Source organism: Bradyrhizobium sp. (genome assembly GCF_049691595.1).
In the GTDB taxonomy this organism is placed as follows: Bacteria; Pseudomonadota; Alphaproteobacteria; order Rhizobiales; family Xanthobacteraceae; genus Bradyrhizobium.
In genome coordinates, this window is record NZ_JBAVNZ010000388.1 from 1 (window position 1) to 1,764 (window position 1,764).

2 protein-coding genes are annotated in these 1,764 nt (G+C 62.4%); both read right to left on the minus strand.

Annotated elements, in window-relative coordinates:
* Positions 1 to 730: ABC transporter ATP-binding protein (locus WCE35_RS16770; protein WP_424594451.1), on the minus strand; the 730-nt coding region annotated here is incomplete at its 3' end.
* On the minus strand, positions 727 to 1,761 hold the full coding sequence (locus WCE35_RS16775; protein ID WP_424594452.1) for an ABC transporter substrate-binding protein: 1,035 nt from the start codon (positions 1,759 to 1,761) through the stop codon (positions 727 to 729). The genes WCE35_RS16775 and WCE35_RS16770, both read right to left, overlap by 4 nt.
* Positions 1,762 to 1,764 lie beyond the last annotated feature (3 nt).

The window sequence follows — 1,764 nt, forward strand, 5'->3', positions numbered from 1 at the left end:
GCGCAATTTCATACACGGCCTTGACATAGGTCGGCCTCTTCGACAGCACAATGACCCGATCGGCAAGCGACACCGCCTCTTCGATATCGTGGGTGATCAGCAGCATGGAACGTCTGCTTTGCCGTACCAGCGCCGCGGTGTCGTTCTCGATCAACAGCTTGCTCTGAAAGTCCAGCGCGGCAAAGGGTTCGTCCAGCAACAGCACGTCGGGGTCGTGAACCAGCGTGCGGGCCAGTGCCACCCGCTGCCGCATTCCGCCCGACAGGGTCGAGGGATAGTGATCCGCGAAACCGTGGAGTCCCAGCTGGTCGAGCATGGCGTGGCTGCGGTCCTGGGCTTCGCCGGACGCGACACCGCGAATCTCGAGGCCAAGCATGGCGTTGCCGAGCGCGGTCCGCCACGGCAACAGCAGGTCCTTTTGAAGCATGTAGCCGACATTCTGCGGCTGGCCCGACACCTCGCGGCCATGCCAGCGAATCCGCCCGGAGTCCGGCGTCAGCAAGCCGCACAGGGTGTTGAGAAGCGTCGTCTTGCCGCAGCCGGATGGCCCGACAATGCTGACGATCTCGCCTTCCCGCAGCGTCAGGCTGAGATCGCCGATCACCGGCACGGGCTGCCCGTTGACCTCATAGCTCTTCGAAACGTGCTCGACGACGAGCGGCGGGACGCTGGCGCCGGCGATGGCGGTCTCTGCATCAACGGCGCTTCGACTGTCGCCGGTTCGCGTCATTTGAGACTGGCAACCGCCTTGTCGGCGAACGAGTTGTCGATGATCTGGTCGAACGGAATGCTGCCCTTGGCATTGCCGAGATAGACCTGCATCTCCATCAGGTTCTTCCACTGATCCTGCTTGGTCACCACCGACTGCGCCGGAATCAGGAACTTGAGCTCGGCATCGATGGCCTTGTCGACCACATCGCCCGGAAGATCGGGAAACTCCTTGCGCGCAACCTGCTTGGCGAAGGCGGGATCGGCATAGGTCTTGCGAGATGCTTCCTCGAACGAGGTTACCAGCGCCTGCACCATCTCGGGGTCCTTCTGGATCGTTGAGGGAAGCACCATGATGCCGGTATTGCAGAACGGGCCGATATAACTCGAGAAATCGAACACCACCTTGGCACCCTGCGCTTCGGCCGCGGCCACGCTCGGCTGATAGGCGATGGCGATGTCCGCCTGGCCGGCCAGCATGGCGGCGATTTCGGTCCCCGGATTGACCGGCACGATGGTGGCATCGACGCCGACTTTGAGACCGGCTTTTTCAAGCAGTCGCTTCGCGACACTGTAATTGGTGTTCGGCTCGGGCGAGGTTACGATCTTCAATCCCTTGAAGGCCTTGGGATCGGTAATCGGCTGAAGCGTCTTCGATACGCCGAAATAATGCGCGCGCTGGACAACGGTTCCGACCACGACACCGGGCCCGCCATTCTCGCGCGAGATCTGCGCCATCGTGGCGTCGCCGATGGCGAAGTCCGCCGATCCGCCCAGCACGGCGGCGAAGGTCTGGGTATCGCCGCCGGCGGCGACGACCTGCATGTCGAGGCCGTTCTTCTTGAAGATGCCGGCGTGCATGCCGACATAGAGATTGATGTAGCCGAGGTTGTGCACGGCTTCGCTGAAGCGGACGGTCTTCAACGTCGCCGCCCATGCGCCGCTCGAACCAATCAGCGACGAAGCGCCGACGGCAATGGCCGCCGAGTCCATCAGGAAACGACGGCGGCTGAATGAATCGCTGGTGAAGAGAGAACGGAGATGCTTGGTCATGGC